This is a genomic window from Pseudomonas sp. Lz4W, from assembly GCF_000346225.2.
GTDB lineage: Bacteria > Pseudomonadota > Gammaproteobacteria > Pseudomonadales > Pseudomonadaceae > Aquipseudomonas > Aquipseudomonas paraversuta.
Window position 1 is genome coordinate 3,097,836 of the sequence record NZ_CP017432.1, and the last position, 22,649, is coordinate 3,120,484.

General features: G+C 60.0%; 20 protein-coding genes. 12 read left to right on the forward strand and 8 right to left on the reverse strand.

Going from position 1 to position 22,649, the window contains the following annotated elements; all coding sequences use genetic code 11:
- The first annotated feature begins 119 nt into the window (after positions 1 to 119).
- The 7 genes from B195_RS13995 (at position 120) to B195_RS14025 (ending at position 12,035) form a co-directional block, all read left to right on the forward strand.
- Positions 120 to 5,192, forward strand: coding sequence for an RHS repeat-associated core domain-containing protein (locus B195_RS13995; protein WP_003442372.1), 5,073 nt, complete (start codon positions 120 to 122; stop codon positions 5,190 to 5,192).
- Positions 5,193 to 5,581: 389 nt separating this feature from the next.
- The gene (locus B195_RS14000) at positions 5,582 to 6,391 is read left to right on the forward strand and encodes a response regulator transcription factor (protein WP_003442370.1); all 810 of its coding nucleotides are present in this window, start codon (positions 5,582 to 5,584) and stop codon (positions 6,389 to 6,391) included.
- A 104-nt stretch (positions 6,392 to 6,495) separates the two neighbouring features.
- Positions 6,496 to 7,611: an ABC transporter ATP-binding protein gene (locus tag B195_RS14005; protein ID WP_003442368.1), complete on the forward strand. Its 1,116-nt coding sequence runs from the start codon at positions 6,496 to 6,498 to the stop codon at positions 7,609 to 7,611.
- Positions 7,612 to 7,650: 39 nt separating this feature from the next.
- Positions 7,651 to 8,793 (forward strand): PotD/PotF family extracellular solute-binding protein, encoded by a 1,143-nt coding sequence (locus B195_RS14010; RefSeq protein ID WP_003442367.1) that lies wholly within the window; start codon positions 7,651 to 7,653, stop codon positions 8,791 to 8,793.
- Positions 8,794 to 8,823: 30 nt separating this feature from the next.
- The gene (locus tag B195_RS14015; protein ID WP_003442359.1) at positions 8,824 to 9,741 is read left to right on the forward strand and encodes an ABC transporter permease; all 918 of its coding nucleotides are present in this window, start codon (positions 8,824 to 8,826) and stop codon (positions 9,739 to 9,741) included.
- A 1-nt stretch (position 9,742) separates the two neighbouring features.
- A complete protein-coding gene (locus B195_RS14020) occupies positions 9,743 to 10,570 on the forward strand; it encodes an ABC transporter permease (RefSeq protein ID WP_003442357.1) in 828 nt (275 codons plus the stop codon).
- Positions 10,563 to 12,035: an aldehyde dehydrogenase family protein gene (locus B195_RS14025; RefSeq protein WP_003442355.1), complete on the forward strand. Its 1,473-nt coding sequence runs from the start codon at positions 10,563 to 10,565 to the stop codon at positions 12,033 to 12,035. The genes B195_RS14020 and B195_RS14025 overlap by 8 nt, the downstream gene beginning before the upstream one ends.
- Positions 12,036 to 12,078: 43 nt before the next feature.
- On the opposite strand, the gene B195_RS14030 is transcribed toward B195_RS14025, so the two are convergent.
- Positions 12,079 to 12,906: an aminoglycoside phosphotransferase family protein gene (locus B195_RS14030; protein ID WP_003442352.1), complete on the reverse strand. Its 828-nt coding sequence runs from the start codon at positions 12,904 to 12,906 to the stop codon at positions 12,079 to 12,081.
- A gap of 15 nt (positions 12,907 to 12,921) precedes the next feature.
- Positions 12,922 to 13,611 carry an HAD-IA family hydrolase gene (locus B195_RS14035; protein ID WP_003442351.1) on the reverse strand — a complete coding sequence of 230 codons (690 nt, stop codon included), beginning with the start codon at positions 13,609 to 13,611 and terminating at the stop codon, positions 12,922 to 12,924.
- A 170-nt stretch (positions 13,612 to 13,781) separates the two neighbouring features.
- Between B195_RS14035 and B195_RS14040 the strand changes: the two genes are divergently transcribed.
- Entirely contained in the window at positions 13,782 to 14,135 is a 354-nt protein-coding gene (locus B195_RS14040) for a hypothetical protein (RefSeq protein ID WP_232286852.1), read from the forward strand.
- 153 nt (positions 14,136 to 14,288) lie between these two features.
- Here B195_RS14040 and B195_RS14045 read toward each other — a convergent pair whose 3' ends face one another.
- From B195_RS14045 to B195_RS14060, 4 genes are all read right to left on the reverse strand, one after another.
- Positions 14,289 to 15,074: an enoyl-CoA hydratase gene (locus B195_RS14045; RefSeq protein WP_010656331.1), complete on the reverse strand. Its 786-nt coding sequence runs from the start codon at positions 15,072 to 15,074 to the stop codon at positions 14,289 to 14,291.
- Between the two features lie 395 nt (positions 15,075 to 15,469).
- On the reverse strand, positions 15,470 to 16,399 hold the full coding sequence (gene catA, locus B195_RS14050; RefSeq protein ID WP_003442346.1) for a catechol 1,2-dioxygenase: 930 nt from the start codon (positions 16,397 to 16,399) through the stop codon (positions 15,470 to 15,472).
- A 51-nt stretch (positions 16,400 to 16,450) separates the two neighbouring features.
- Positions 16,451 to 16,741, reverse strand: a complete 291-nt coding sequence (catC, locus tag B195_RS14055; RefSeq protein ID WP_003442344.1) for a muconolactone Delta-isomerase — start codon at positions 16,739 to 16,741, stop codon at positions 16,451 to 16,453.
- Positions 16,742 to 16,751: 10 nt separating this feature from the next.
- Positions 16,752 to 17,900 carry a muconate cycloisomerase family protein gene (locus B195_RS14060; RefSeq protein WP_003442342.1) on the reverse strand — a complete coding sequence of 383 codons (1,149 nt, stop codon included), beginning with the start codon at positions 17,898 to 17,900 and terminating at the stop codon, positions 16,752 to 16,754.
- Positions 17,901 to 18,022: 122 nt separating this feature from the next.
- On the opposite strand from B195_RS14060, the gene B195_RS14065 reads away from it, so the two are divergent.
- Both B195_RS14065 and B195_RS14070 read left to right on the forward strand, forming a co-directional pair.
- Positions 18,023 to 18,907, forward strand: coding sequence for a LysR family transcriptional regulator (locus B195_RS14065; protein WP_003442340.1), 885 nt, complete (start codon positions 18,023 to 18,025; stop codon positions 18,905 to 18,907).
- Between the two features lie 189 nt (positions 18,908 to 19,096).
- Positions 19,097 to 19,333, forward strand: a complete 237-nt coding sequence (locus tag B195_RS14070) for a hypothetical protein (RefSeq protein WP_003442339.1) — start codon at positions 19,097 to 19,099, stop codon at positions 19,331 to 19,333.
- Between the two features lie 86 nt (positions 19,334 to 19,419).
- Here the strand turns inward: B195_RS14070 and B195_RS14075 are convergent, their stop codons facing one another.
- Positions 19,420 to 19,992, reverse strand: coding sequence for a chorismate mutase (locus B195_RS14075; protein WP_003442337.1), 573 nt, complete (start codon positions 19,990 to 19,992; stop codon positions 19,420 to 19,422).
- A gap of 259 nt (positions 19,993 to 20,251) precedes the next feature.
- On the opposite strand from B195_RS14075, the gene B195_RS14080 reads away from it, so the two are divergent.
- Positions 20,252 to 20,797 carry a DUF4410 domain-containing protein gene (locus B195_RS14080; protein ID WP_003442335.1) on the forward strand — a complete coding sequence of 182 codons (546 nt, stop codon included), beginning with the start codon at positions 20,252 to 20,254 and terminating at the stop codon, positions 20,795 to 20,797.
- A gap of 293 nt (positions 20,798 to 21,090) precedes the next feature.
- Positions 21,091 to 21,723: a hypothetical protein gene (locus B195_RS14085; RefSeq protein ID WP_003442334.1), complete on the forward strand. Its 633-nt coding sequence runs from the start codon at positions 21,091 to 21,093 to the stop codon at positions 21,721 to 21,723.
- 249 nt (positions 21,724 to 21,972) lie between these two features.
- Here B195_RS14085 and rclC read toward each other — a convergent pair whose 3' ends face one another.
- Positions 21,973 to 22,548: a reactive chlorine resistance membrane protein RclC gene (rclC, locus tag B195_RS14090; RefSeq protein ID WP_003442333.1), complete on the reverse strand. Its 576-nt coding sequence runs from the start codon at positions 22,546 to 22,548 to the stop codon at positions 21,973 to 21,975.
- Between the last annotated feature and the right edge of the window lie 101 nt (positions 22,549 to 22,649).

Sequence of the window (22,649 nt, forward strand, 5' to 3'; positions counted from 1 at the left end):
CTCATCCGCACTTGCCGGGGTGACTTTTTGTCATGACATCCTCTACAGCTGCTGCTCATTGTCAGCCTCAAGCCTGCGCTCCTATTTTGCTATTTCGTTCCAGCCAAGGAGTAGCAAACATGCATCACTCATCTGAGCACACCCCCGACATCCAGTCCGCCGCCAGCCTGCTCAACAGCGGCGATGTGTATTCCGGCGCCTACAACTTTATGAGCAGCATCAGTGCCGGGGTCGATCCGCGCACCGGTGCGTTCTCGGCCTCGATCAGCCTGCCCACAGGCGCCGCCAATGATTTGCGCGGGCCCATCGGCCAATTGCATCTGAGCCATAGCCCGCTGATGACAGCCGACCAGGGCTTTGGTCTGGGCTGGATGCTCGGCACCACCTCCTGGGACGGTGTCAGCCAACAACTGCAGCTCAATTCCGGCGAGCGCTTTCGCGGTGAGATTGTCGGCCAGAGCATGCGTTTCCCCGATGTGCGCTTGCCGGTGGTAACGGTCACGGTGCAGCGCCAGGAAATGTGGATCCGGCATAACGACGGCAGCTGTGAACGCCTTATCCCCTTACCCGGACATCCAAGCCTGTGGGTGGTCAGCACCCTGGTGGGTGCCGATGGCAGCGCTCTGAGGTTTGACTGGCGTTCGGTTGGCAATGCGGCCTACCTGCAAAAAATCAGCGATGCCCAGGGCCGCACGGTGCTGGCACTGACCTACGAGGGCGTGCTGACCCATCTGACGTTGCAACCGGATACCCCCTCACAGGTGGTCATGTCTTTTCACCGGGTCTCCGGGCAGTTGCGCCGGGTGACGGTGGACGGCCTGCCCGGCAGTGGCTGGCAGTTTGAATACACCCGCAGTGATTCAGGCCTGTTGCTGCTGAGCAAATGCACCCAGCCCACCGGCAGCACCGAGGAAGTGACCTATAGCGAGGCAAACGGTCTGGCGTTGCCGCCGGGGGCTCCGTTCCCCCGGATGCCGGTGGTCAGTCAGACCCGCAAGGACCCGGGGGCCGGCCTGCCGGTGCAGCTGGTTCGCTATGACTACCGCCTGTACGGCAGCAACAACTATTTTGGCTGGCCGGCAGTGCGCCAGTGGCGCAACCGCGAAGACAATCTCTATCACCTGACCGGGGGCGGGGATTTCCTCTATGGCTCCACCGAAACCCTGATGGATGCCCGGGGCACCCCCCTGCAAACCATCAGCCGCACCTTTAACCGCTTCCACCTGCTGACCCGTGAACGCACGCAACAGGGCCAGACCCTGCAGGAAACCGAAACTACTTATTACGACGAGCCCTGGCTGCCCATTGCCCGGCAACTGCCGTATTTCCAGTTCCCGCATAAAGTCATTACCCGCAAGGCGCAGCTGGATGGCCAACGGGTACTGCGGGAGCTTGTTACCGAAGAAGAAACCCGCTACGACGAGCTGGGCAACCCGGTGTGGCACCGCAATGCATTGGGGGTCGTTGAAGAGTCCGAGTACTACCCGGTAACCGGTGAGAGCGACAACTGCCCGGCCGACCCATTGGGCCGCATCACCCGTCTGAAAAGTCGTACGGTCAGCCCCCCACCCGGCACCGAAGGCCCGGTCAAGCAGACCCGATATCGCTATCAATCCCTGCCCGTGCGTGGGGATGCTCCAGGGTTTGCATTGCCGACTTTTATCCAGAGCAGCGAAGAGCGGTTGCTGCTGGTTGAAGGCGATAAACCCACTGAATTGGGCCGTTCCAGCCAGACCTTTATCAATGCTCCGGCCTCACCCCATCACGGCCGTATGCTTAGCGAAACCCAAAGGGTACAGGGCAAAAGCACCACCCGGACCTACAGCTACACCCTGACCCAAGCGCCAGACGCACGCTCTCTTCAACGTGCCGTGCTGCAGGAAAATGTCACGATTACAGGTCACGATGGCCAGTCAACTGTTGCGCAATCGTCGCAGGATTTGTACTCCGGCCTGATGGTCACCGAGCAGACCGACGAGCAGTTGCGCATGGCCTTTGCCCACGATGCCCTGGGGCGTGTGACTCAGGAAGTCGCGGCTCCGGATTCAGCCTTCGAGGCCAAGGTCAACTGGGCCTATTCCTTGTCAGCGAACGAGCGCTGCCAGACCCGAATCGGCGCTTCCGGGCGTAAGGAAACTGTCTGGCTCGATGGCATGGCCCGGGAAATCCGCCGTGAAAAACAGACCGACAGCGGTGAGACCTATACCGCCTGGACCGCCGAATATGACGTGCTGGGCCGGGTGTTCCGTGAAACGACTTACGATCCCGGTAACGAAGACGTCCCGGCCCTGAGCCTGACCACTGAGCGGACCTTTGATGACTGGGGCAATGTGCTGACCGAAACCGGCGCGGACGGTGTCACCCAGCACACCCTGGCCGACCCGGTGGCCCTGACCGGCAGCAGCTGGCAGACCGACGCCAATGGCGTGGCCGGGGCCAGAACAGTCACCACCCACACCCTGGATGGCAAGCCGCTGACCGAGCGATTGTATTGCGCAGACGGCGTACTTCAGCACGAATTGAGCTGGACCTATGACGGGTTGGGCCGCTGCATCAGCCAGTCCGATGCCATGGGCCGGGAGACCCGGCAGGAGTGGGATGTACTGGACCGACTGGTATCCACCACCCTGCCCGACGGCAGTGTCATCAAGCGCACCTATGCCGAAGGCCATGACAGTGAATTGCCGACTACGGTATCGATTAGCCACCCTTCATTGGGCAGTAATGAAGTCCTGCTGGGCGAGCGCAAATATGACGGTCTGGGCCGACTGGTGTGGGAAAAGGTCGGGCAGAGTGCCTCCAAATGGGAATATGCCGAAGGAGAAATCCACGCCCATAGCCAAATCCTGCCCGACGGTACCCGGGTGCAGAGTGAGCGCCAACCGGAACTGGGCGACGCATTGCTGTCGCTGCAAGCGCCCGGGATCAGTGTGTTCAATAAATACGATCCGCTAAGCGGCCGTTTGCTGGAATCCCGGGGCAATCTGGGTCTGCAAAAAGATCACTGGTCTCCGTCCGGCCAACTGAGCAAAGCCGACTACGCCTGGCACGGCGACCAGCCGCGCTCGCAACAGCAAAGCACTACACCGGCGGGCACAGTGACGCGGCTGACCGATGCCGACGGCGCCGAACAGCGCTGCCAATACGACGAATTGGGTCGCTTGATTCAACAGCAAGGCCCTGACGTCACTATTAGCGTCACCTACGATGCAGCCTCGCGAATTCATCAGCAGCGCACGCAATCTATAGACGGCTCGCGGGACATGACCGTAACCCTGGGCTACGACAGCCTGGGCCGTCCGGCCCGCCGAGAAACGGCTACCCGCACGCCCACCCGACAGTCCCTTGAAATCCAGACCCAGCAATGGCGTAAAGACGGCAAGCTTGCGCAGCGTGAACTGACCCATGACGGTGTTCTGGTGCGTAGTGAAAGCTTCGACTACGACCTGCGCGGACGGATGATTGCCCATCGCCTTGCAGGCCCGTCGTTGCCCGAAGATGCCCACGGCAAAACCTACCGCGAGCAGCACTTTCAATACGACGCCCTCGACAACGTCCTGCGTCTGGAAACGGTCTTTGCCGACGCCAGCGTCAACAATGTCAGCGTATTCGGCTACAACCCCGCCGACCTTACCCAACTGCTTAGCGTCAGCCACAGCCGCGCCGATTACCCTGCACCGGTAACCCTGGAGTACGACGCGCTGGGCAATTTACTCAAGGATGAACGGGGCAATCCGCTGCACTACGATGCCCTGGGCCGACTCATTGGCGTCACCCTGCCTACAGGCGAACGCCGCTGGCACTACGGCCCGGCGGGCAACATCATCAAGACCGAGGACACTAATGGCCCGCGCTGGCGTTACCACACCGGCGGCCAGCTCAGTTGCGAGGTAGGTGAAAACACCCAGACCCGCTGGGTGCGGGCCGGTGACGTTCCGGTGGCTGAAAGCCGTCTTGCATCGGCAGTGCGCGAAGTGATTCTGCTGGGCACCGATGCCCAGGGCTCGATAACCACTGAGGCCAATGACGGGATTAACACCCCGGTCTACGGCGCCTACGGCCAGAGCCAGCCCGGCACCAGCCGACTGGGCTACGCCGGCGCTTTGCGCGAACAGGACAGCGGCTGGTATTTCCTGGGTGATTACCGCATCTATAACCCCGCACTGATGCGCTTCCACAGCCGTGACAGCCTCAGCCCCTTCGGCGAAGGCGGGCTCAATGGCTATGCCTATTGCGCCGGCGATCCGGTCAACCGCATCGACCCGTCGGGCCATTCGTGGCTGGACTGGCTGTTGCCGGCGGCCGGTCTCGCGCTGGCACTGGTCGGCACCGTGGCCTCCCTGGGTGCGTTGGCGGCGCCTACAGCGGCACTGACCGCCAGCTATGTAACGGCAGTCACTACTGCGACCTTGAGCGTGGTGTCGCTGGCAGCGGATGTGGCCTCGATAGCCTTGCTGGCCACCGGCAATGAAAACGCCGGGCGGATTCTGGGCTGGGTGGGCATGGCAACCGGGCTGGCTTCGGCGGCTCCGTCAATGGCCGGGGCTGCGGCCAAGGGAGTGAAGAGTGCAGGCAAGTTCGTGGGCAGCTGGCAGCACAAACTGCAACATGCAGGGGGGGTTACGAGAGGCCGCCGTGCATTACCCGGGGGAACCCAGCGAGTGACACCCATGCGCGACATGGATCTGTCCTATTTGCTGGAACAAACACCGATCCGGAATAGCTTTTTGCCGCACTTGTCCCGTAGTGATTTGCAAAGTTTAGGGCAAACCAATTCGGCTAACAGGCGCGCCGTTTATAGCAGGCCCCTGGAACTTCCGTCGGCAGCTCCCGTGAGCGTTATCTCTGACGGGAACCTCTATCTGGCTAACGGAGGGTTTCTCGATCACAACCCGGCCTACATCAGAGAAGTCAGACAAATCGTATCCGGCACTCATCCCCACTATTACCCCTGGCAGCTGGGGGAAGCCGGAATCAGCAACCCAAGTGCCTTGAGGATCGTCAGCAGAAGGGAATTAGACCGCTATACGGACCATATAGCCCGACATGGTCGACCAAGGCTGATGAGCCCACTGCAGGAATTGGCCGAAGCTGATTATCAATGGCTTCATTCTCGCACGGCGCAGCGGCCTGCCTCGCCTCCCCAGGAGGCCACTATAAGGCAGAGAACCCAGAGGTGCCGGATTCTGTAGTGCTGTACCTGAGTTAACTCCAGCAGAGTGACTCAGGTCTGTTTCGGCTCTATCTCGACTGCCATTGCGAAACTTTTATGGCGCCCCTGATGCGCTGCTGATTAAACCGCCGGGGCCAGGATCAAACCTGGTTCCGGCGTTTAGCGACTCACCTGAAGTCTTGTTCGAAGCAGCACTTCACTAGCCCCTGCCAGTACCCGGTCGGCCTCCTCCTGGCGCTGATCATCCGACAGCGCCTGCGGGCCATTGTGTAGCGCTCAGTAACACCCCTGCCCTTTTACTGTGCGCCCAGGCCTGGCCCATTCCTCCCGCCCCCCTGCCCGGCAAGGTCCGGCTCCCCGTGGCGTAATTCGTGCATTCAAATTCGACCCTTCTTGCCTGAATCCGCCATGCGCCCCAAGGAACTGAAACTCTGGACCACCGGTGTCGCCCATCTGCTGGCCTTGCCTGCCGGGCACGGGCGACTGGCGGGCTTGAGCCACTGGCTAAGGCAGGTCTGCCCGATCGATCACTTTGTTCTGTTCGTCTACGAAGGCAATCACCGGCCGCTGGCCCTGTTCGATACCTTCTCGGCGGACAAGCGTGCGGTGTATGTCGATGACTATCAGTGCGGGCCTTACTTGCTGGACCCTTTCTACCTGGCCTGCACCCGCGCGCAACCACCGGGGCTGTGGCGCCTGCGCCAGTTTGCACCCGACCATTTCTATCTCGGCGAGTACTACCTGACCTACTACCAGCAAACCGGACTGGCCGAGGAAGTGGCCTTTTTCGTCGACCTGGGCGAAGGCGCCATGGCCGTGCTGTCACTGATGCGCAGCACCGCCAGTTGCGCCTTCAGTCGCGATGAAATGCAGTTGATCGAGTGCGCACAAGCGGTGGTCGAGCAGGTGATCAATGAAGCCTGGCGCTTGCGCCAGACCGAGCAGCCGCGCCCGGCCCAGGATCTGGACTTCAAGATCCGCGATGTCTTCGATCACTTTGGCGCCCACATCCTCACCGTGCGCGAGCAGGAAATCGTGCAACTGCTGCTGCGCGGCCATTCCAGCGCCTCGGTGGCCGAACAACTGGGCATCAGCCCCGGCACGGTGAAGATTCACCGCAAGAACATCTACGCCAAACTGGGGATAGGCAGCCAGTCGGAATTGCTCGGGCTGTTTATCCGCGACCTCACCGGCCAGGAGCTGGTTGTCGAGCCCTGACACCTGATAACGACTCTATCCCCCAAGGGATATATACAGCGCAAAACCCCGATTGCTAGTTTGGCCCCCGACGCGCTGATTCATCACTGCAAGGGAGCCGGACCGTGAACGACAACCCGCCAAGCGACATCGAATTCTGCAATGTGGTCAAACGCTACGGCGAGGTATCAGCCGTTAACGGGCTGAACTTCGCCGTGCGCCGTGGCTCATTTCATTCTTTCCTCGGCGGCTCCGGCTGCGGCAAAACCACCACCCTGCGCATGATCGCCGGCTTCGAACAACCCAGCAGCGGCGAAGTGTTGCTGGCGGGCAAAAACGTGGCCGGCGTGCCTGCATTCGAACGACCGGTGAATATGGTGTTTCAGCATTACGCACTGTTCCCGCATTTGACCGTGGCGCAAAACATCGCCTACGGCCTGCGCTACCGCAACCCGCGGCCGGACAAAAAAACCCAGCTGCGCATGGCCGACGAGGCCCTGGAAATGGTGCGCCTGAGCGGCTTCGGCCAGCGCAAGCCCAGCGAGCTGTCCGGCGGCCAGCAACAGCGCGTGGCCCTGGCCCGGGCGCTGGTCAACAAACCCACGGTATTGCTGCTGGATGAGCCGCTGGCAGCCCTGGATCGCAAGTTGCGCAAGGAGATGCAGTCCGAGTTGCTGCGCCTGCAACGGGAGGTCGGCATCACCTTCGTACTGGTCACCCATGACCAGGAAGAAGCCTTGTCGATGAGTGACAGCATCAGCGTGATGCACAACGGCTCGATCATTCAGACCGCCACCCCGGAGCAACTCTACGAAGCCCCGGCCAGCCGCTACGTGGCCGATTTCATTGGCGAGTCCAACCTGTTCAACGGCACGGTGCGCCAGCTGCAGGGCAACTCGGTGGTGCTGCGCACCGAGCAGGGGCTGGAGCTTGAAAGCCCGCTGACCCCCACCGGCAAAACCTTGAGCGCCGATGCCCCGGGATGCATCGCCGTGCGCCCGGAGCTGATCAGCATTGCCGGCGCCAACGCCGACATGCTTCGCGAAGTGAAGCTGCCAGGCCGCGTGGAAGACCGCATCTATCTGGGCAACTGCACCGAATATCGCGTGCGCACCCAGGCCTTCGGGGTGATTTGCGTGCGTGTCCCACGCCAGCAGGATCACCCGGCCAATGCCTTCGAACACGGCGCAGCCGTGAGTGTCGGCTGGGATCACGCCAACGGCCTGGCCATGGCGTTGTAAATCAACGATTCGTTTCAACAACCGAATGTGGAGCGCGTTATGGACCAGAAGACATTTATCAAAAACCTGCGCAGCTGGCAGAACGGCTCGATCAGCCGTCGCGACTTCCTGGGACGCACCGGCCTGGGGGTTGCCGCAGCCGTGGTCGCCAGCAACATGCCCGGCCTGCTGATGTCCAGCGCCCAGGCGGGCGAGCAAAAACTGTCGAGCGATCGCCTGGCACTGGCCACCTGGCCGAACTATCACAGCCAGGAAAATCTTGACGACTTCGGCAAAACCAGCGGCGCACGGGTGTCCATGAGCGTGTTCGGTTCCAACGAAGAAATGCTCGCCAAGCTGCAAGCCGGCGGCAGTGGCTGGGACGTACTGGTGCCCACCAACTACACCATCAGCACCTACGTCGGCCTGGGCCTGATCGAACCTCTGGACCTGGCGCGCCTGCCCAATTTCGATGCCTCGGCCTTCCAGCAAAAGTTCATGGCCCAGGGCACGGTGGACGGCAAGGTTTACGCGGTGCCGAAAAACTGGGGCACCACCGGGATGCTCTACGACAGCGAAAAACTCAAGGACGGCCCCGCCAGCTGGAAAGCGTTCTGGGCCGCCGCCCAGGGTCCCGCCAGCGGCCGCACCATGGTCCACGACTACCAACTGACCGCCATTGGCAACGCCCTCAAAAGCTTCGGCTACAGCTTCAACTCTCTGGACCCGAAAGAGCTGGCAGATGCCGAGAAACTGCTGATCGAAGTCAAGCCGCACCTGTTTGCCATCAACTCCGATATCCAGCCATCGATGCGCAGCGGCGATGCCTGGCTGGCGATGTCCTGGACCGGTGACGCCTCGCAGCTGCACCGCGACCTGCCGCAGATGCAATACGAGCTGGGCAAGGAAGGAGGCGAACTGTGGAGCGACTTCTTCGCGATCCCCAAAAGCTCCGAGCACAAGGACGCTGCCTACGCCTTTATCAACTACCTGCTCGACCCACAGCACAACAAGCTCGAAGTCTTGAGCCACGGCTACCCCAGTGGTGACAAGCGGGTCGACGCCCTGCTGCCGGTCGCCCTGCTTGAAGACCCGATCATGTACCCGGCCGCCGAAGCCCTGAGCCCGCTGGAGTTCGGTGCCGCCGCCACACTCACCAGTCCGGCACGGGCTGAACTGATGGCCCGTTTCAAGTCCGCCTGATGCTTTGCCATGGCCATTGAGGAGCCCCCCATGAACGCCGCCGCCCACCCGCAATCGGTACAGCCGGGCACAGCCCTGTCAGTCGGGGCACGCCAGCGGCGCAGCCTCGGCCGGCGGATGACGCTGCTCATGCTGTTGCCATCGACCCTGTGGTTCCTGCTGTTGCTGCTGATGCCGCTGCTGATCATTCTGGTCTACAGCTTCGGCGAACGCAGTGCCGTGGGCGGCTATGCCGCCGGCTTCACCCTGGACAACTACCTGAACCTCGGTTCGCGGGCCGCCGCGTTCAGCAACACCTTGATCCTGGCGCCACTGGGCACTCTGGTGTGCCTGGTGGCGGCCTACCCGCTGGCGTACTTTCTGGCGCTCAAGGTGAGCAAGAACCGTTCGCTGCTGCTGACCCTGGTGATAGTGCCGTTCTGGACCAGTTTCCTGATCCGCACCTATGCCTGGATCTTCCTCCTCAGCGGCAAAGGCATTCCGGCGCTGCTGGCCAGTTTCGGCCTGGAAGACGTACGCCTGATCAACACCCCGTGGGCAGTGCTGATCGGCATCGTTTACGGCTACTTGCCGCTCATGGTGTTTCCGATCTATGTCAGCCTGGAAAAACTCGACAAGCGCCTGCTGGAAGCCTCCGCCGACCTGGGTGCCAGTGCCTTTGAAAGCTTTCGGCGCATCACCCTGCCACTGAGCGCACCGGGTGTGATTACCGGGGTGATGCTGGTGTTTATCCTGCTGATGGGCGAGTTCCTGATCCCGGCCATTCTCGGCGGCGGCAAAGTGTTCTTTCTCGGCAACGCGCTGGTCGACCTGTTCCTGCAATCGCGCAACTGGCCATTTGGCAGTGCGCTGGCAATGACTCTGGTGGCGATGATGCTGGTGATCATCGGTGTGTATCTGAAACTGGTGGCGCGCTATGGCGGCCGTCCTGTCGACTCGGGGGTGTGACATGTGGCTGCGCAGCTATTCGACATCGTTGTATCTGTTTCTCTACGCGCCGATTGCCCTGATCGTACTGTTCAGCTTTAACGCCGGGCGCAGCGGCCTGGCATTCGAATGCTGCTCGGTGCAATGGTTCGGTCGCGCCTTCGGCAACCCGTTCATCATGGAGGCGCTGGCCCATAGCGCATTCATTGCCTTGACCAGCGCGGTAATAGCCACCCTGTTCGGTACCCTGGCGGTATTCGGCCTGCAACGGGCCGGGCCCAGGGTGCGGCTGATGTTCGATGCCCTGACCTATTGCGCGATCATCGTTCCCGGGATCGTCATCGGCATCTCGACCCTGATTGCCTTCATCAGCCTGTTCGACTTCATCAACCCGTTGCTGGCCAGCTGGATACCTGCCGCGCCGCGCCTGAACATGGGCTTTGCCACGGTCATTGCGGCGCACTCATTGTTCACCATGGCGCTGGTCATGGTGATTGTGCGCAGTCGCGTCGACTCCCTGGACAAAGCCTTGCTGGAGGCCTCGGCCGACCTGTATGCGCCGCCGATGCAGACGTTCTGGCGGGTCACGCTGCCGCAGATCAGCCCGGCGATCATGGCCGGGTTCCTGCTGGCATTCACCTTCAGCTTCGACGATTTCATCATCGCCTTCTTTGTCGCCGGCTCCGAAACCACCTTGCCGATTTACATCTTTTCCTCCATTCGCCGCGGCGTGACGCCGGAGATCAACGCTGTCTCGACCGTCATTATTTGCCTGTCACTGTTGCTGCTGTTCACTTCCCGTCATCTGCAAAGCCGCCGTACCAACAGCCAGGAGTCTCAGCATGCGTGATCAGCTTTATATCAACGGCGAATGGGTGGGTGCGGACCTGGGGGGCTTGCTCGACGTCATCGATCCGGCCACCGGCCAGGTTTTTCACCGGGTCGCGGCCGGCACTGAAGAAGACATTGATCATGCCGTGCGCGCAGCTCGCCGCGCGTTCGACAGTGACTGGGGCAAAACCAGCGGCGCCGAGCGCGGGCAATGGCTCGACGCCCTGGCCGATGAACTGCAGCACCACCAGCAGGGACTTGCCGAGCTGGAAGTGCGCGATAACGGCAAGCCGCTGCCCGAAGCCCAGTGGGATGTTGGCGATGCGATTGGCTGCTTTCGCTATTACGCGGGGCTGGCCCGGGAACTGGATCAGCAACAGGATCAACCGCTGCCATTGCCCGACCCGCGTTTTCGCTGCCGGATCCGCCATGAACCGATTGGCGTGGCCGGGCAAATCATCCCGTGGAACTACCCGTTGCTGATGGCGGCATGGAAGGTGGCCCCGGCATTGGCCGCCGGCGCCACCCTGGTGCTCAAGCCCTCGGAACTGACTCCGCTCACGGCCCTTGAACTGGCCGCTGCCGCAGACCGTATCGGCCTGCCGGCCGGGGTCCTGAACATCGTTACCGGGCTTGGCACTGACGCCGGTAGCCCCCTCACCGAGCACCCGGCAGTGGACAAACTGGCCTTCACCGGCAGCGTGCCCACCGGCTCGAAAATCATGACGGCGGCGGCCCGCAGCATCAAGAACATCAGCCTCGAGCTCGGCGGTAAATCGGCCTTTATTGTGTTCGACGATGCCGATATCGATGCCGCCGTGGAATGGATTCTGTTCGGCATTTTCTGGAATCAGGGTCAGGTGTGCAGCGCCACCTCACGCCTGCTGGTGCAGGAAAGCATCGCTGCGCGGTTAATCGAGCGGCTGGTGGAGGAAACCCGAAAAATTACCATCGGCCCCGGCCTGCAACCCGGGGTGTTGCTTGGCCCCCTGGTGAGTCAGGGCCAATACGACAAGGTCCTGGGCTACATCGATCAGGGGCTCGCCAGCGGCGCTCGTCTGCTCACTGGCGGTCAGCGCCCCGGGCATCTGCAAGAGGGCTATTTCATCCAGCCGGCAATCTTCGACGAACCGGGGCATAACAGTATTCTATGGCGTGAAGAAGTGTTCGGGCCGGTGTTATGTATCAAGCGCTTCAAGACCGAAGAGCAAGCCGTGCAAATGGCCAATGCCAGCCGCTTCGGCCTCGCCGCTGCCGTGATGAGTGCCGACCTGCACCGCACCAGCCGGGTGGCCAACCAGTTGCGGGCGGGCATAGTCTGGATCAACTGCTCGCAACCGACCTTTGTCGAAGCGCCGTGGGGCGGCATGAAACACAGCGGCATTGGCCGCGAACTCGGCCAGTGGGGGCTGAACAATTATCTGGAAACCAAGCAGGTGACCGAGTACATCGATGACCGGCCGTGGGGCTGGTATCTGAAATAACCGCCATGGGCACCCTGCCTGTTGCAGGCAGGGTGCCCACGGCTCACTCGATCAGGCCCAATGCCGATCCCGCCAGTTTCGCCACTTGCATCACGCCACCCGGATCTTCATGGTCTTCAAGCATCCAGCTCGCGGACAGCCCTGCCCATGCAAGGACCCAGCGCAACAATCTGCTGCGCTCAATACCGCTGGCGGCTGCCACGATTTCCAGACGCCGGGCAAAGCGGCCTGGGGCCAGCGCACTGTGGTGATCGGGGTTGCAGAAAATGTTGGCGTAATCGAATCCGCGTTCTCCGTAGAGCCCCTTGGGGTCGATGGCCAGCCAGCCGGCCGCGCCGAAATCGAGCACGTTGCCATGGTGGACATCGCCGTGCAGCACCCCGACGTCCCGGGGACTGGCCAGCAGTTCGCGGGCGCTGGCGGCGCAAAGCTGCAGAATGCCGCCGTGGGACGCCGCTGCGCCCCATAGCGACTCGAAACGCTGTTGCAGCGGGACCAGAGCCGGAAGCGGCTTTGGCGACGGTTTATGCAAACGGCCGATAACCCTGCACAGAATGTGCGTGGCCTGATCATCGGCGCCGTCTGCGACCATTCCCGCAAGCGTGGCGCGGCCCTGGGCACGCTGCAACAGCAACGCCTCATGGTCATGGGCCAGCACCGGTGCCGCTCCCTCCCCCGCCCACCAGGCCATCAGCTGAGCACCGGCCTGCTCTTCGGGCTCTTGCGAGACTTTAAGCATGGCCGGCTGCCCGCCCTGGCTGACAGGCAACAAATAACCATTGCGCGAAGCAAAGGCCTCACCCTCGATGGTCAGTTGCCATTGCTCCAGCCAGGGCGTGAACAGGTCGTGATTCAATTCTGGATTATTCACCCGGGCTCCTGATTCTCAGCGCAATGGCGGCAAACCATAGGCGGCCAGATCAACATCCGCCAGCTTGCGCAAAATCTGGTCGGCGTGCTGGTATTTGCTGTCGGCCATGGCTTCGTCGGGCACCGCAATAGCGGCCATGTTGGCGGCCTTGGCGGCGGTCACGCCAAAGGGCGAATCCTCGAACACCAGGCAATCCTCGGGTGCCACGCCCAGACGCCGGGCAGCCGTCAGAAAGATGTCGGGCGCAGGTTTGGCGGCGCCGACTTCAGGGTCGTCAGCGGTAACAATGGTGTCGAACAAGTCAAACCATTCGCGGTGCAAGGTCGTCTTGTGCGCAAGGGAATGGCGCGACGAACTGGTGCCCACGGCAATCGGGATGTTATGCGCCTGCAAGTGCCGCACCAGCGCTTCGGCCCCCGGCATGCCCAGGGCCTTGGGGAAACGCTCGCTCAACAGCGGTTCGCGCACGAGCAGAAACTCGTCCACCGTGAGCGGCAACTCCAGGGCCTTGACCAGAATGGCCGCCAGGTCCCGGGCACCGCGACCGATGATTTGCTGCTTGATCTCCCAGCCATAGGTGCGCCCGTAGCGCGCGGCGATAATCTGTGTCACTTCGCTGTAGATACCCTCGGTATCCAGCAACAAACCGTCCATATCAAAAATTACGGCCTTGATCGGGCCCACAGCAGTACGCGGTGCGTTCATCACAACAGATCCATGCAAGGGACTAAAAGGATTCAGCACAATAACGGTCCGGCTTGCCTGAATGCCAGCGGCAACAGAAATAAGTCGCGGCTTCCATCGCTGGCAAGCCAGCTCCCACCAGGACTGGCTGCTCCACCGAACCTAATTCCCCGGCTACAGTCAGATAGTGCATGCATCTACAGTCAACCGGGGCGCATTTCATGGACACCTTCAAGCACTTGCTCAACAACTGGGAAGCAAAAGCCAGACAGACCGGCGAACGGGTGGAATACACCCTGACCCTGGATAAACATGACCTGATCAAAATCAAGGCGCTGGCCCAAGCCTATGGCCTGGATGAAGCGACCATCACTGAGGGGCTACTGCACTCAGCAGTCATGGAAGCAGAGAAATCCATGCCCTATGTACAGGGCTCGGAAGTGATCCGGGTTGAAGACGGTGAAGAGGTCTATGCCGATGCCGGCAAGACGCCGGCATTCGTGGCAGCGGAACAGACATTATCCAAAAGCATGGGCAGTAGCTGATAACAGCAGCACTGCAAAGGGCAGTTGATTGCGACTGCCTGCCGGGCAACACGGCTCAAACCCTCATTTAGTCATGCCAGGCTGTACTGTTGTGCAGCAGACCGGAGTGCGAAACGGCCTGGTACGCATTTCTGTTGGTGTGGAAGGCGTCCCTCACTCGCCGATAAAGTTGGCTTTACGCTTTTCCAGAAAGGCGTGGGCGCCCTCTTTTTGATCCTTAGAATCAAACAACAGCTGGAACGCCTTGCGCTCCAGGATCAATGCGCTGTCCAGCGACATGTCAGCGCCCGCCAGCATCACTTCCTTGATCTGCGCCACCGCCAGTGGCGGCAATGCGGCGATTTCTGCGGCCAGTTCAAGGGCCCGGGGCACTGTTTGAGCGTCGCTCACCACCTCGCTGACCATACCTATGGCAAGCGCTTGCGGCGCAGGCACCAGGCAGCCCGTGAGCGCGATGCGCATGGCCTGTACCTTGCCGACCGCACGGATCAGGCGCTGGGTACCGCCGGCACCCGGCATCAGGCCCAGCTTGACCTCTGGCTGACCGAAGCGCGCCGACTCACCGGCCACGATGATGTCGCAATGCATCGCCAGCTCACAACCACCGCCCAGGGCAAAACCGTTGACGGCAGCGATGATCGGCTTCGGACAACGACTGATGGCCTCCCAAAGGTATTCGGTGTGCCTGAGGTAGATCTCGATGGCGCTGGCGTGGGCGAACTCGCGGATGTCGGCCCCGGCAACAAAGCACTGCTCACCACCGGTCAGGACGATGGCGCGCACCCGCACATCGCTGGCCAGCGCACGAAAATGCACGGCCAATTGCTCGCGCACGGCACTGTTGAGAGCGTTCTTCGCTTCAGGACGGGAGATCTGCACCACTGCCACGCCATCATTGCGGACTTCCAGGGTCACGACCGGTTCTTGTCGGGAGTTCATTGTTGTTTTCCTCTCGATGCTGTTTCGCTATACGAAACTGGATACCAAAAAAGTCGCTCATCATAAGTAAGCTCTCAAACCGCTGTAAACCAACAGGTGGGCCGCCGGCCAGGCGAGTGTGTGTGCCCTGGCCAACAGGCATGGCCATGGGTGCATGTTTTCTGTGGCAGCCTTTGCTCAGTGCCGAAAATCGCCTGTGGGAGCCTGGCTTGCCAGCGTCGGGGTGGTGGCGCGATTGTCTTCGACGATGGGCCTGTACCTGGCAGCGGATTACAACACCAACACCCTGGAGGGTGTCGGTGCTAACGCGGGGGGTTCGCCTGAGCTGGTAAAGGGCAGAACCGGGTTCAGGGTTCTGCGAGATGCTGAACAGAGTCAGGGGACTTTTGAGGTGATCAGTCCTCTAGCGCGCGAACCCGCTCCTGACGCTGCTGCTCCTGGGGCTGAGCAGAGGACTGCAGGGTGAAATCGAATTCGATTTCGGCAAACTTGCCGCTCACTCCATGTTCGGCTGCGCGCTGCTGGTCATCGCTGAAGCTGATTTTGGCGATCAGTTCATCGCGTGTGGCGTAGGCAAAGTCGTCATGCAGGTACTGGTCGCCATCGAGGTTGATCTGGGTCGTGAGGTGACGATGATCCGCAGCAGAAATAAAGAAGTGGATATGCGCCGGGCGCTGCCCGTGACGGCCCAGTTGATCGAGCAGTTGCTGGGTCGGACCGTCCGGCGGGCAGCCATAGCCTGACGGCACGATGCTGCGAAAACGGTAGCGGCCTTCGGCATCGGTGACGATTCGCCGACGCAGGTTGAACTCCGACTGACTGGCATCGAAATAGGAATAGGTGCCGCCCGTGTTGGCATGCCACACATCGACCACCGCACCGGCAAGGGGCTCGCCAGCGGTGTTTTTCACCTGGCCCTGCATGAACAGCTGAACACCCGGGTCGACGCCGTCATCCAGTCGCGCCTCGAAGTTGGACAGTGGCGCGCCCGCTACATACAGCGGGCCTTCGATGGTGCGCGGGGTGCCGCCGGACTTGCCGGCCTGCTCGTCTTCGGCGTCCATCAACAGGTCCAGGTAATGCTCCAGCCCCAGGCCTGCCACCAACAGCCCGGCCTCCTGACGCGAGCCCAGGACGTTCAGGTAGTTCACGGCTTTCCAGAACTCTTCCGGGGTCACGGCGAGGTCTTCGATGATGTTCACTGAGTCACGCAGGATGCGGCTGATCAGGGCTTTGACCCGCGGGTCGCCCCCATCGTTGTGCAGACCGCTGGCCTCGTCGAGAAATTTACGGGCACTGGCAGTATGGGAAATTTTGGCGTTCATGGTGGTTCCTCATCTTGTAATTATTGGCGTAACTGACCGGGTTCCCAGGACTCAGCGGTCGTCCTCACGGATGGACGAAGGATGGCGACACATTGCAGTGACTTCGATAGCCATGTACGGGTACAGCGGCAACTGCATCAGCAGGTCGTGCAACTCCTGGACGCTGTCGACATCGAACACGCTGTAGTTGGCATAGAGCCCGGCAATGCGCCACAGGTGACGCCACTTGCCCTGATCTTGCAGGCGCTGGGCCAAAGCCTTCTCGTCTGCCTTGAGCCGGGCAGCCACCTCGGGGTTGATGTCGAGCGGCAGGTTCACGGTCATTTTTACGTGGAACAACATAAGGCTCTCCTTAGACTTGAGAAACGGCGGTGGCGGTTTTGTCGCGACGGAAAAACGCCAGGCGCTCTTCATCGAGGGTCAGGCCCAGGCCCGGGGTTTGCGGAACGTGAAGCTCAAAGTCGCGATACAGCAGCGGCTCACTGAGAATATCTTCGGTCAGCAACAACGGCCCGAACAGTTCGGTGTCCCAGGCCAGCTTGTTGAGGGTAATAAAGGCATGGGCCGAGGCCAGGGTGCCGATGCCGCCTTCCAGCATGGTGCCACCGTACAGGCTGATCCCCGCCGCCTCGGCAATGCTTGCGGTGCGCAGGACGGCACGGGGGCCGCCGTTCTTGGCGATTTTCAGGGCGAAAATCGAAGCAGCACCTTCCCGCGCCAGGTTGAACGCATCTTCCACGCTTTCGATGGATTCGTCGGCCATGATCGGCGCCGGGCTCATGCTGTTAAGGCGCACCATACCCGAGCGGTTGTTGCGCGAGATGGGCTGCTCGATCAGGTCGATGCCGTTGCTCCCCAGAATTGTGCAGGCGCGCAACGCCACAGATTCGTCCCAGGCCTGATTGACATCGACCCGCACACTGGCGCGATCGCCCAGGGCCTGTTTGATGGCAATCACGTGGGCCAGATCGCGGTTGACTTCACCGGCGCCGATTTTCAGTTTGAAGATGCGGTGGCGCCGCAGGTCGAGCATTTTTTCGGCTTCGGCAATATCTTTGCCGGTGTCGCCGCTGGCCAGGGTCCATGCCACCGGCAGTGAATTGCGCACCCGTCCGCCCAGCAGTTCGCTGACCGGCAGGCCCAGACGTTTGCCCTGAGCATCGAGCAGTGCCGTTTCAATACCTGATTTGGCAAAGGTGTTGCCGCGGATGCTGCGTTCAAGCCTCAGCATGGCAGCATTGATGTTGCTGCTGTCCTGACCCAGCAGCAACGGCGTGAAATGCCGGTCGATGTTGGTTTTGATGCTGTCCGGGCTTTCGTTGCCGTAGGCCAGGCCACCGATGGTGGTGGACTCGCCAATGCCCTCGATGCCATCGGCGCAGCGCACACGAATCAGCACCAGAGTCTGGTTCTGCATGGTGTGCATCGCCAGTTTGTGCGGGCGTATGGTCGGCAAATCGACAATTACCGTCTCGATCGATTCAATGGCTGTTGCAAGCATGTCTATACCCGTCAGATTCTTGAAATTCCGGGACTGATTCTGGTACGGCTTTTTTCCCGATACCAATATAGAATTGGTCTGACTTGATACCTTTAAGGTATGGGACCTGCTCTGGAGTTTCTATGGAACTGCGTCATCTGCGGTATTTCCAGGTACTGGCTCAAACGCTCAACTTCACCCGCGCCGCCGAGCTGCTGCATATTGCCCAACCGCCCCTGAGCCGGCAGATCCAGCAGCTGGAAGAAGAGTTGGGGGTGTTATTGCTGGAGCGTGGCCGACCGCTGAAGCTGACCGCTGCCGGGCGTTTTTTTTACGAGCACAGCACGGCCCTGCTGGAACAGTTGAGCAAGGTCTGTGACAACACTCAACGCATCGGCTCCGGAGAAAAAACCTGGCTGGGTATCGGCTTTGCGCCATCGACCCTGTATGGCGTGCTGCCGGAACTGATTCGGCGCCTGCGCGGCGGCAAGTCGGTGGAGCTTGAACTGGGGCTTTCGGAAATGACCACCCTGCAGCAGGTACAGGCACTCAAGGCCGGCCGGATAGACATCGGCTTCGGACGTATCCACATCGAGGATCCGGCCATCGTCCAGAGCATACTCACCGAAGACCGCCTGGTGGCTGCCCTCCCCGCCGGGCACAGACTGCTGGCAGGGCCCATCAGTCTGCGTCAGCTGGCAGCCGAGCCGTTTGTGCTGTACCCGGTCAATCCGCGGCCAAGCTACGCCGACCACGTGATTGCCCTCTTCGATTCCTACGGCGTGAACATCCATGTCGCGCAATGGACCAACGAACTGCAAACCGCCATTGGCCTGGTGGGCGCGGGAATCGGCGTGACCCTGGTACCGGCCTCGGTGCAATTGTTGCACCGCGACGATATTGGTTTTACCCCGCTGCTGGAGGCCAACGCGACTTCACCGATCATCCTCAGCCGGCGCGTGGGCGACGTGTCCCCCGGGCTCAATCATTGTTTGCAGGTGATTGAGGAACTGCTGCCGCAGCCTTGATCCGGCTGCCGGTTGCCCCTGTCACTTGCGACTAATGCCAAAGCACGAATTGTGCCGAGGCCCGGTAACGGGTATTGAATCCACAGTGGCAAACGATCAGGGATTATCAGCGGACAAGGGTTTGTCCAGTGCCAGGCAGCGGTTCATTGCCTGGGGCCTGATCCCGGAACCAACACCCAAGGACGCGTCATGGACAAGACAAGGATTGTACGAACAGATCTGTTCGAAGCCAGAAGCAGTACCGGCCGTATATACGAAATAGAGGAACTGACCACCCAAACCATGACCACCGGCGCGGATGGCGCAAACGCCGGGTGGACGCAGAGCAGCAGGCATTACCAGGTCAGCAGTGGCGGCCACGCCCACAAACTCAGCCATACCGAGTTTCATATTCTGGCGTCAGGGGAAGAGGCTGTACGCATTTGAGTCGTGCCGGACAACTTCGCGCAACCGGGCGCTACCCGACACCGCCCCTCCCCCGGCTGTATCGCCAGCCCCCGGTCACCCTGGTGTCATTTACCAGCGGTACACAGATCCCCGGTTGCCCGAATCAGTGCCAGTTCATGCAATTGATCCTTGGCCAGGCCTTTGCGCGCCTGAGCAACCCAGCGGCTGCAGTCCGGGGCATTGCGATACGCGGAGAAGGCACTGTAGTGCTGCAACAGCCGGGTTTGCAGTTGATCCAGCTGTGCCCGGATCTGCGTCGAGAGATCAGCCCGCGGGACGTCCGGAGCCTTGCCGGCAGCTTGCCATTCGGCCAGCAACCCATACTGCACCAGCTTGTTGCCTTCGATCTGGGCAGCCAGCAGCTCGGCCACAGCATCCGGGTCCAATTGCCTGGCCGTGGCCAGAACCCGGGCGTTACCAATGACTTGCGCTTCGCGCGCACCGTCCTGCACCGGCTTGCCACTGTCCCACTTACTCAGGGCAACCTGGTCTGCGATGTTCAATCGCTCATTCATGCTTGCCAGCAACAACGGCAACGACTCGGGAGGCGCTGAAGCCGTGCTGGCCTGGGCGCTACCGATAAACAGACTGAGGGCAGTAATGCCGAGCAGATGAAAAAAACCTGGGCGGTTAGACATGCAACTGATCCTTTTCGCTGAATAGTCAAAACTGCAGAACAATACCTCGCCACGCCAGAACATGCTGTGTTGTTGATTTAAACCCTGGGCCGTCAGCAGACACCATCGTTCAGGGTATGGTCAGATTGGGTGATGGCGGTATGATGGCCAGCGAATACTCTGCCTGATGAAAAAAACAACCAACTCCGCACTTTGGGCCCGGTGATCTGGCGCGGCGCAACCATTAGCTTTTTACTTTTTTTGTGAAGATGGAAGTTCAATGAACCTGACTAAACTCTCGCTTGCCCTGTCCTGCTGCGTAGCCATTTCGATGCTGGGCGGCTGCGCTGCCACTGTAAAAAGCAGCGGCACTGACACATTGGCAATCCGCGAAGCAGCCAAGCGCAACATCATCCTCGAGCTCCAGGGCAACACCAGGGTTGAGCAAAACAAGGACTGGCCGCGGTTGAAGGAAGAATGGAGCCAGGCCCTGCACGTTGAAGCGACCCAGGCCGGCTATGGCCTTGCCGAACCCCAGCCAATGAACCCTGTGGAAAAAGACGGTATCGGGCTCAGGATCAACGTGACCAACTTTCGCTACCTGACACCCGGTGCGCGTTATAGCGCCGGCGTTATGGTCGGTAATGCCTGGATCAACTCATCGGCAGACTTTACAGACTTGAAGTCAGGCCAGTTGATCGGGTCCCGGACCTACGACACTTCATCTTCAGCCTGGGAAGGCGTCATGTCGGCCATGACCGAAGAGCAGGTACAGGCTATCGCGCGGCAAATCATAAGTGACATCAAGCGTGCCAAGGCCCAGTGACCTGAACAGGCCCGGATCAACGCGCAGAGGTGGCGCAAAAGTCACACCCATGAAAAAGCCGCGACTCGCGGAAGTTGGACCTGATCATTGAACAACATGCTCTGGACCGAGTGATTTGAACACTCGGGCCCTTGCACCCAATGCCCTCGCACACGCTCATAAGTCATTGGATGTTTATAAAAAGCGAGGTCATTCAATTGATGATATTGATGTTTCCATTAGATAAATCTACACCTCTATCACGCACCGATTAAAATAAATAAAAATTTAAAAACCCTGCCTCAGGTGAACCCATGAAAAATAGTGTGATTGCATCTATCCTGTTCGGCTCCGCGCTTTCTTTACAGGTTTTGGCGAACGGACTGGAAGTCGAGCACAGACTAATTGAGCAGCGCTGGTACACGTTCGAAGACGTGATAGAAAAGAGAAAGACCTATAACAGGGTCGATATTTCGCGAGGGTACATCGAATACTATTTCGAGGGTGATAAATATACCCCCCAGTATCCCGAAGAGAAATTGTCGCCGCTACAAAAATTCTATTCCAATCATGGCAGCGTTGGAACATATGCGGCGGCTGATTATGAAACCGCGCTAGACAAGGCGTGCATAGATGTTGTCTCTGGTTCTTTAGGTACATTTATAGGCGACTATCAAACCTCCAAAAGACCTGACAGGCAGCAATATAAACGCATCGTAGTCGGCATAAGGTCTTTAACGTACAAAGGCCCCGAGTACAACTTCAAGAGCCTTTCATCCTGGTCGCCTGTCGCGTTACCCAAGCACAACAGAAGCCTTCTTTGTGACATTTATGAAGTCAGTAGCAAAGAGAGTGATATGAAATACATTGTTTATGCTGCTTCCGTGACAAGCGCCATGTTTGACGAAATTCATGGGGCCCCACCGCCAGATAATAAGGACGAGTAATTATAAGTCTTCGCTCTCATGCTGCGGCCCCCATTGCTGCGGCATTGGCTGGATCAACCTTGAGGCGGTGAACTGAATCATGGGTTTTGCGCAATTGGCTCAGCTACGTGACCGACTTCGGGCTGGGAAGGAGCAAGTGCTGTCTGGCACGAAGAGCGGCCATTGTCCGGAAGCGGCCCTCGTGACAGGCTGCTTACGGCCAGAGCAGCCGCTCAAGGGTGCCTGGAAAAACCGGGGCGATTCAGAAAATCAGGAGCGCCTCTCTTGCAACAACTGGCGAGCGGAATCAGCCATTACCGGTAGAGCGCCGGCCAGCATCAAGACGTCTTTGAGCACCAGACGTCCTGCACCAGACAGGAAGGGAAAGCCGTGTTCAGCATCACCAAGATCCGGCACCCAGGCTTCAGGTGTAGTGAGCAGGAAGGTCAAGGTCACCAGCGGCGTGCCGAACGCCAGTGCCCCTCCAAGCAGACCGGCGCGTCGCGAGATCGGGTTGGAAAGCACAAGCAGACCGATCAGAATTTCTACAAAGCCCAGTCCGGTGGAAAAGACGTAGGTGTTATTTGCGGTCTGCCAAACGCGCTTGTCCGCATTCAGTTCACCCTCGTGCGTGAGGTGTGCCTTGTAATCCTCGGGATGTTCGTAAAAAAACGACATGAACGGGCTGTTGGCGACAAATGGGGTAATGCTGTCGGCCTCGTAAGGCGCGAATTTGAGTGCCCCGATCCACAAGAAAACCATGGCGATCGCCAGTCTCATGAGGTGTGTGCCGAGGGTGTCGAGCTTGCTGATAAATTGCAGCCATGTAGTGAATGAAGCGGGCATCAGACTTATCCGAATATGTGGAATGTGGAGCCAGTCTGAGGCTTAGCCTCGAGACGCTTTTGTGCGTCATGCTCAAGTTATTGTTGGATCGTCTCAACAAG

Excerpts from the sequence above, each read along its gene's own strand:
- B195_RS13995 (WP_003442372.1), top strand. The coding sequence starts at position 120 with ATGCATCACTCATCTGAGCACACCCCCGACATCCAGTCCGCCGCCAGC.
- B195_RS14000 (WP_003442370.1), top strand. The coding sequence starts at position 5,582 with ATGCGCCCCAAGGAACTGAAACTCTGGACCACCGGTGTCGCCCATCTG.
- B195_RS14010 (WP_003442367.1), top strand. The coding sequence starts at position 7,651 with ATGGACCAGAAGACATTTATCAAAAACCTGCGCAGCTGGCAGAACGGC.
- B195_RS14015 (WP_003442359.1), top strand. The coding sequence starts at position 8,824 with ATGAACGCCGCCGCCCACCCGCAATCGGTACAGCCGGGCACAGCCCTG.
- B195_RS14020 (WP_003442357.1), top strand. The coding sequence starts at position 9,743 with ATGTGGCTGCGCAGCTATTCGACATCGTTGTATCTGTTTCTCTACGCG.
- B195_RS14025 (WP_003442355.1), top strand. The coding sequence starts at position 10,563 with ATGCGTGATCAGCTTTATATCAACGGCGAATGGGTGGGTGCGGACCTG.
- B195_RS14035 (WP_003442351.1), bottom strand. The coding sequence starts at position 13,611 with ATGAACGCACCGCGTACTGCTGTGGGCCCGATCAAGGCCGTAATTTTT.
- B195_RS14040 (WP_232286852.1), top strand. The coding sequence starts at position 13,782 with ATGCATCTACAGTCAACCGGGGCGCATTTCATGGACACCTTCAAGCAC.
- B195_RS14045 (WP_010656331.1), bottom strand. The coding sequence starts at position 15,074 with ATGAACTCCCGACAAGAACCGGTCGTGACCCTGGAAGTCCGCAATGAT.
- catA (WP_003442346.1), bottom strand. The coding sequence starts at position 16,399 with ATGAACGCCAAAATTTCCCATACTGCCAGTGCCCGTAAATTTCTCGAC.
- catC (WP_003442344.1), bottom strand. The coding sequence starts at position 16,741 with ATGTTGTTCCACGTAAAAATGACCGTGAACCTGCCGCTCGACATCAAC.
- B195_RS14060 (WP_003442342.1), bottom strand. The coding sequence starts at position 17,900 with ATGCTTGCAACAGCCATTGAATCGATCGAGACGGTAATTGTCGATTTG.
- B195_RS14065 (WP_003442340.1), top strand. The coding sequence starts at position 18,023 with ATGGAACTGCGTCATCTGCGGTATTTCCAGGTACTGGCTCAAACGCTC.
- B195_RS14070 (WP_003442339.1), top strand. The coding sequence starts at position 19,097 with ATGGACAAGACAAGGATTGTACGAACAGATCTGTTCGAAGCCAGAAGC.
- B195_RS14075 (WP_003442337.1), bottom strand. The coding sequence starts at position 19,992 with ATGTCTAACCGCCCAGGTTTTTTTCATCTGCTCGGCATTACTGCCCTC.
- B195_RS14080 (WP_003442335.1), top strand. The coding sequence starts at position 20,252 with ATGAACCTGACTAAACTCTCGCTTGCCCTGTCCTGCTGCGTAGCCATT.
- B195_RS14085 (WP_003442334.1), top strand. The coding sequence starts at position 21,091 with ATGAAAAATAGTGTGATTGCATCTATCCTGTTCGGCTCCGCGCTTTCT.
- rclC (WP_003442333.1), bottom strand. The coding sequence starts at position 22,548 with ATGCCCGCTTCATTCACTACATGGCTGCAATTTATCAGCAAGCTCGAC.